Source organism: Veillonella sp. (assembly GCF_015058545.1).
Lineage (GTDB): Bacteria > Bacillota > Negativicutes > Veillonellales > Veillonellaceae > Veillonella_A.
The window spans coordinates 1-6,878 of record NZ_SVCB01000116.1 but is presented as its reverse complement, the minus strand read 5'-3'; the positions used below and the strand labels follow the sequence as shown (position 1 = coordinate 6,878).

Genomic DNA, 6,878 nt, shown 5'->3' with positions numbered 1-6,878 from the left:
AAGCACATCTTATGCACGTATTCACTCCTTTAGGCTCACAATGGCTTGGAAATGCTAGTCGTGGGGATGTAAAACCGGATGTAATAACAATGTCTATTACTAAAGGGACAGTAAATTTTAATGTATATGGATATCTTATGATAAACACTGCCCACTACTATGATACACACGGCAACTTAATATATGACGGCCGTCTATCAGATTTTGAAACTTATACATTATCTAGGTATAAGTATATTCCTATGTCAGAAGAAGAACAAATCAAGGATAAACTCTTTGCTATGTTCGGTTGGGACTATTAATATAATATAAATAATACAAGATAATTCAAAAGACCTGAGTTCTATTTAGAGCCCAGGTCTTCATTTTATCTGAATATTAAATTTACCATTCATTATATAAATCACCTATTGAGATACAATAAGCAAATGAATGTTCATTACTCCGCCTCTTTCTCTAGCATTTCACGAAGCACTTTTTCGAATTCTTCAATTGGCAATGCGCCCGGCAAGGCTACTTTATCATTGACCACAAAAAACGGTACAGAGTTAATCCCATAGCGAGCGGCTAATGCTTCTTCTTCACGCACCTCATGGGCAAACTGTTCTGAATCCAAAACGGCTTTTACTTCTGCCTCATCCAAACCGGCTTCTTTAGCTTTCGCCAATAGAACTCCATGGTCTGCCAATACTTCATGCTTAACAAAGTAAGCTTCATATAGCAATTCAGTTAATTTTTCGGCCACATCATTACCGTTTGCTTGAGCCAGCTTCGTAATGCGATGGGCATCAAAGGTATTTGACGGTTTCGCCAAATCATATCTAAAATCTATCCCTACAGCCTGCCCCATCATATTGACGCCATTAATTCTATCAGCTGCATCTTCCATGGTTAAACCATATTTAGAGGCAAGGCGTTCTGTGGCAGTCCCCTCCACTATTACCGGTGCACTCGGATCAAGCTCAAATGCTTTCATTGTTACGGTGAAGGTCTCGCCTTTTTCTTTACTTACCTTTTCAATAGCAGCCTCCAAATGTTTGCGTCCGATATAACAAAACGGACAGGCGTAATCTGACCAATATATAATTTCCATATAAATTCCTTTCTTAACTGTATCGATTTTTTAACTGTAATTAAGCAATTGTAATTAATTATAACATTCTATAACCCTAATTATAGAATAATGATTTTAGTTACTCTATTTCCATCATGTACAAATCGTATTCCGGCTACATTATCAGTCATCGGCATGAATCTACCATAAAACCAGCTATCTTTATCTTGAGAAACTGTATCTGGTTGACCATATAAAGAATAAACCTTCTCCAATGTATCTCCTACGGCCACACCACGAGCTGTTACTGCATCACGATTTGACACAGTAATCATGTACATTTCTTCACTCCCCATAAAATTACTAAAGTAAATCCCACCATAGGTTACAGCTGATATTCTATTGCCAATATAATCAATTTTATCAGGTTTACCCAGACTTTTAATAATACTTTCAAAGGAAGAACCTAAACTTACACCGGCAATAACTTTCTCTTCTTTAGAAATCATTGTTCCATAAAGTCGCCCCGGTCTTACATTATCATATTTCCCCGTCATATTAATCAAGGAACTCTTTACCTTACTCTTTGCCGGAGTCTTTTGACTTGAATCTTGTTGAGCAACTACGGCTGCCTCTACCTGTGAAAAATTAGTGTCAACCACAAGATTTATCCCACTTATTCCAAAAAATACACTAACACCAACAAGAACTGAAACTATCTTTTTCATAATAATCCCCTTTCCCTAATAAACAGTGATAATCGCTAATCATGCTAATAAAAAAGTAACATAATAACTTCCCTCTTATCGATTTCGACATATCTCAATAAAAGTCCTTTTTACTATTACCTATTTAAGTTATGCATAAAATGTGAAAAAACCTCCCCATAACAATGAGGAGGTTTTAATCAGCGCATTAGGTTATATAGACCGTATAGACCACTATAATATTGTTATATATTTACACTCTGCTGCGCCAAGTAAGTAACAACGCCGAATTAATAATTACCAATACAGAACCCGCGTTATGTACCAACGCACCCGTTACCGGTGTCAAAATGCCCGGGAAGGACAAAACGATGGCCGTAAAGTTTAGAATCATGGCAAAGGCCAAATTCCACTTAATGGTGCTCATCATGCGTTTAGACAAGGCCATAAGATGAGGCAATTCTTTAATTTCATCATCAACGAGGGCAATGTCGGCCGCATCAACGGCAATATCACTGCCTACGCCACCCATAGCAATACCTACCTGTGCTTTTTTAAGAGCCGGTGCATCATTAATACCATCACCAATCATGCAAATAGATTGATTTTCATGAGATTCAATGTAATTTAACTTATCTTCCGGCAAGCAGTTCGCACGAATACTGCGGATGCCCAACTGAGAGCCGATAGTGTAGGCCGCACTTTCATTATCGCCGGTCAAAAGAACCGTCTCAACACCGATACGATTTAGTTTATCAATAACTGCCTGGCTTTCGCTGCGCACTGTATCAGCCAATACCAAGTAACCTACCAAGTATTGACCAACCGCCACATAAACAATGGTGCCGCCTTGATCAAGGTATTTAGCGCCGCTTGTTTTTACAGAAGATGTAATTTCAATACCCGCTTCTGCCATCATGCGTTCATTACCGGCAACGATTAACTGGCTTGCAATTTTACCGGAAACACCACGACCCGGCAGCATTTTAAATTCATTAACAGGCAATATATCCGTTTTAGAACTTTCTTTAAAAGACTTAACAATAGCCTTGCCCAACGGATGCTCCGATAACGCTTCCAAGCTGGCTGCCAAACGATAGACGGCATCACTTGTACAGCCCACAGGGGAATCAACCAATTCAACCGCAACGACCTTAGGCATACCGAACGTTAACGTACCGGTTTTGTCAAACGTAACAGTCTTCACGTTAGCTAACCGTTCCAACGCATCCCCTTCACGCACCAAGAAGCCATGTTTAGTGGCATTTCCGATAGCTGCCATGATGGCCGTTGGCGTAGCCAATACCAAGGCACAAGGGCAAAATACAACAAGGATAGTAACGGCTCGCAGGATTTCACCGGTCACGGCCCAAGTGCCGATAGCCGATAACAAAGCAATCACTACAACCCAAGTAGCCCAACGATCTGCAAGACCTACAATCTTCGCTTTGCCTGCATCAGCGGACTGAACCAAGCGAATCATACGTTGAATGGAGCTGTCTTCGCCAACCTTTACGGCGCGCATATCAAAACTGCCAAACTGATTCACCGTACCACTGGACACCATGTCACCGACAGTTTTATCCACCGGTAAGGATTCACCGGTAAGAACTGCCTGGTTAATCGAAGTTTCACCGGCGATAATTTCACCATCCACCGGAATTGTTTCACCCGGTAACACGCGCAAAATATCGCCCACCTGAACTTCATCAGCTTTAACAAATTGAGCCCCACTAGCTGTTAAAACACGTGCTTCTTGAGGTGTTAAATTAACGAGCTTTTCGATACCGGCTCTTGCTTTAGCTACCGTAATATCTTCAAGCAATGCACCAATTTGCATAATAAACGCCACTTCGGCAGCCGCAAAAATTTCACCCGTAGCCACAGCCGCAATTAATGCCAAAGATACCAACACATCAGCTTTAATATCAAACTCGGTTACAAGTCCGATAATTGCTTCTATAATAATCGGCAAACCGCAAAGGATAATCGCCACCCAAGCAATATCAAACGGTAGGGGCTGATAATCAAACAAGCTGGCTAATACAGCTAACCCGGATAATACCAAAAACGCAATATCTTTTTTAATACCGCCTAATTCCAATAAATACTCTAATTTGCTAAATACATTGGTTTCCAACTTTCGTATAGCCGTTTCCATGATAAACCTCCTGTTTGACTGATGATACCAATATGATAATAATGAAATATAAACGAACATATCATAATATATAAGCAAGTATTCATATGTTATTACTTATAATACCCACATAGGCAGACTCTTTCTTAATAGTCTATCTATATGTGTTTATTTTTAAACCTTTATACCCATAGGGGTATAAGTTATTACACTTGCATTATACCTATAGGGGTATAGGTTGTCAACAAGAAAATAAAAAAGGCGAAGAAAAATCTTCGCCTTAATGACTTACTATTCAATTTTATTCGTAAACATACACCGACGAATCAATCGCCTCATATCTACATGTTACTGCTACTGCATATTGGCAAAACGTTCTACTGCTTTAGTGAATTTATCAAGGGTTTTATCCACATCGCCGTGCTCTAACCCATCGCGTACACAGTGACGAATATGGCCTTCCAGTATAACCTGCCCACAACGATTTAAAGCAGATTTTGCAGCATTAATTTGGGATAAAATATCCTCACATGGTACGTCTTCGTCTACCATTCTGTCTATCGCCTGCACTTGCCCGATAATTTTCTTGAGGCGGCGATGTAAATTGTCCGCATCCATACACTGTTTCATTAGGTGTCCTCCATCTTTTTTATCTTTATTTAATAATAACCGCGAACACATGTATTGTCAATAAAATAACTCTGATTCATATTTCAAATAAAATATAATCATAGTTAACTTACTGTCAGTTATAGGTAAACAAAAAAGCACCACAGTTATTTTTAAAATAACTACGATGCTTTCTCTGTCACTTTTACAAAGTAACGATTGTTTAGTTGCTTTGTCATCATTCTGTTTGTTCCCATTAGAAAGTTTTGAGCCAATCTTCGATTGCTTTATTAATCAAAATTAAAATTGCCATCATACTGCATCCCTCCATCTCAACTACTGTCCTACCATAGGGACTACTTTTTCTATAGACGCTATTCTAAACTATAAAGTAACTTTATAGTCAATAGATTTTCCCTAAATATTAGATGAAGTTTATATGATATTTTCTATAGTATCTTATCACTATTTTAAATATTTAGTATAAATGTGCACTGATAGCAATACAAAAATATAAAATCAAGACAACATCAACACTCATACACTACGCAAGCAATGAAAAATCGTTACTTTTTGACTACCGGAATCTAAAGTATTGTAAAAATTTCGTCATGAAGAACTTCGTCAAAGGTCGTATCCAAGAAACAGGAATCCACCACATCACCGCAAACGGTATACCCCTTTTCCTCAATCCAAGCCAAGAGCTTTTTTAAAATAGTTAAATCAGTAGGTCGCCCTCGTTTATAACAGCAAATATAGTCGCCTTCCGGCAAATTCAAGACCGTTGATTCAAATTCGAAATTCCCTACAGGAACACGAATATAACAGCCCCCGTCTTTAAGCATATTATCGGTTTTAAGAGATTCTTCTTTAATCAAAAACCCATAGCTATAGGCCGGCAAAAACTCATGATTATATAAATCACGCCAAAGCTCCATGGACGTTAAATGGATATTTTGACGATCCACCTCGCCCGAATCGTTTTCTAAAAACGTTTTAAATATAATGGTTCGCTCTTTATAATGTCGCAAAAATGGTTCTTCCTGAGGTCTTGCCACTGCATTGACCGCTTCCTTATACATATAGAGTCGCTGCTGCAAAGCTAAACGCTTACGCCCTAACTCTTGCATCTCTTTCTGAATCTTTAATTCCTGTTCGGCCAATAACTCCAATTCTGCTTCCGGCGTTCGATTATTTAAATGCCCCTGAATCTCTTTCAAACTAATACCTAAGGCTTTTAAAAAGCAAATTTCACGAAGGAGCGGAATCTGCACACGGCTATAATAGCGATAACCATTGGATGCCGTAAAAACCGGTGAAAAAAGCCCGATAGAATCATAATACAAAAGTGTCGGCCTAGTTAAACCGTGGAGTTTGGCCATGTCACTGATACTGAGGAGATTTTCATGTATCGATTCATCCATGACAATTGCTTCGTTTATATTTTTTTCAGAATCAGCGTCACTATTCACAATAAACGGCGTATCCATCCCATGCTCACCGACAATATTTATATCAGTATGCTTTATATCCGTATCGAAGGCATTTGTGTTTGACACTTTTGTGCTTGAAGCATTTGTGTTTGACACATTTGTGTTTGATGCGTTTGTTTTTGCCTCAATCTCTGTAGCCATGACAGCCTTACTCCTTTCCCGTTTTTTAATTCCTTAACTATGTTCTAAATTCTGGTTATATAGTCTTAGCTATGCTCTAAACTATGAACATATACCCTTAACTATTTTCCAGACTTTGAATATATAAATTCCAGATAATTGCCTGCATATTACGATGTCCATTAATACCCATAAACGGCCGTTCGCTAAGCACAACCTCGGGCGGCTCCGGATTACTAATTGTCTGGTAAACTACATTTCTATCAGTTATACACAGGCGCCGTTCTTGGTCACTTCCTAATAATAAACGATTCTCGCCTGTTTGCAAAGCGGCCTGCCAATCGTGGCCTTGCACATAGGCGTAATAATCCGGTTTATTTTTACTGTCATTATGAATGACATAGGTAAACTGACCTGCATCAAGCCATTCATTATTAAATGCCCGCTCCATACCTTGCACCACAGAACTTGGAGCCGAAAGAATAACAGTGTCAAACCACGGTTCGCCGCATAAACGTTGAATATCTTTAGTTCGTTCAAATTGACGTGCTTTTTCACTCTGGATAAGTGATTCTATAAGTGCTAACTTATCAGCCGATACCTCATCAGGCATTAAAGCAGCTAAAATCTCATGAATCCAAGCAAGCGTCCCTTCTAAGCCATAGGGTAAAACCGGTTCAATATAAGACATGCCGAGTGTTTTGGTCAACCACTCAGCCGCTTCATGCCCCAATTCAGGATGAATAACTACATTT

General features: G+C 39.0%; 7 protein-coding genes. 1 reads left to right on the top strand and 6 read right to left on the bottom strand.

What is annotated here, in order from left to right; all coding sequences use genetic code 11:
- The coding region (locus E7204_RS07750) for a hypothetical protein (protein WP_295183287.1) at nucleotides 1-302 on the top strand (302 nt) is incomplete at its 5' end.
- 137 nt (nucleotides 303-439) lie between these two features.
- Here E7204_RS07750 and E7204_RS07745 read toward each other — a convergent pair.
- The 6 genes from E7204_RS07745 to E7204_RS07720 all read right to left on the bottom strand — a co-directional run.
- Nucleotides 440-1,093, bottom strand: a complete 654-nt coding sequence (locus E7204_RS07745) for a DsbA family oxidoreductase (protein WP_295183285.1) — start codon at nucleotides 1,091-1,093, stop codon at nucleotides 440-442.
- An 80-nt stretch (nucleotides 1,094-1,173) separates the two neighbouring features.
- Nucleotides 1,174-1,782: a hypothetical protein gene (locus tag E7204_RS07740; protein ID WP_295183283.1), complete on the bottom strand. Its 609-nt coding sequence runs from the start codon at nucleotides 1,780-1,782 to the stop codon at nucleotides 1,174-1,176.
- A 232-nt stretch (nucleotides 1,783-2,014) separates the two neighbouring features.
- Complete coding sequence (locus E7204_RS07735; protein ID WP_295183282.1) at nucleotides 2,015-3,922, bottom strand: cation-translocating P-type ATPase; 1,908 nt, start codon at nucleotides 3,920-3,922, stop codon at nucleotides 2,015-2,017.
- A gap of 333 nt (nucleotides 3,923-4,255) precedes the next feature.
- Nucleotides 4,256-4,531 carry a metal-sensing transcriptional repressor gene (locus E7204_RS07730; RefSeq protein WP_006556589.1) on the bottom strand — a complete coding sequence of 92 codons (276 nt, stop codon included), beginning with the start codon at nucleotides 4,529-4,531 and terminating at the stop codon, nucleotides 4,256-4,258.
- Nucleotides 4,532-5,097: 566 nt separating this feature from the next.
- Nucleotides 5,098-6,069, bottom strand: a complete 972-nt coding sequence (locus tag E7204_RS07725; RefSeq protein ID WP_295183280.1) for a MerR family transcriptional regulator — start codon at nucleotides 6,067-6,069, stop codon at nucleotides 5,098-5,100.
- Between the two features lie 172 nt (nucleotides 6,070-6,241).
- The coding region (locus E7204_RS07720) for a nitrogenase component 1 (RefSeq protein WP_295183278.1) at nucleotides 6,242-6,878 on the bottom strand (637 nt) is incomplete at its 5' end.

Coding starts and splice junctions, on each gene's coding strand:
- E7204_RS07745 (WP_295183285.1), bottom strand. CDS start 1,093: ATGGAAATTATATATTGGTCAGATTACGCCTGTCCGTTTTGTTATATC.
- E7204_RS07740 (WP_295183283.1), bottom strand. CDS start 1,782: ATGAAAAAGATAGTTTCAGTTCTTGTTGGTGTTAGTGTATTTTTTGGA.
- E7204_RS07735 (WP_295183282.1), bottom strand. CDS start 3,922: ATGGAAACGGCTATACGAAAGTTGGAAACCAATGTATTTAGCAAATTA.
- E7204_RS07730 (WP_006556589.1), bottom strand. CDS start 4,531: ATGAAACAGTGTATGGATGCGGACAATTTACATCGCCGCCTCAAGAAA.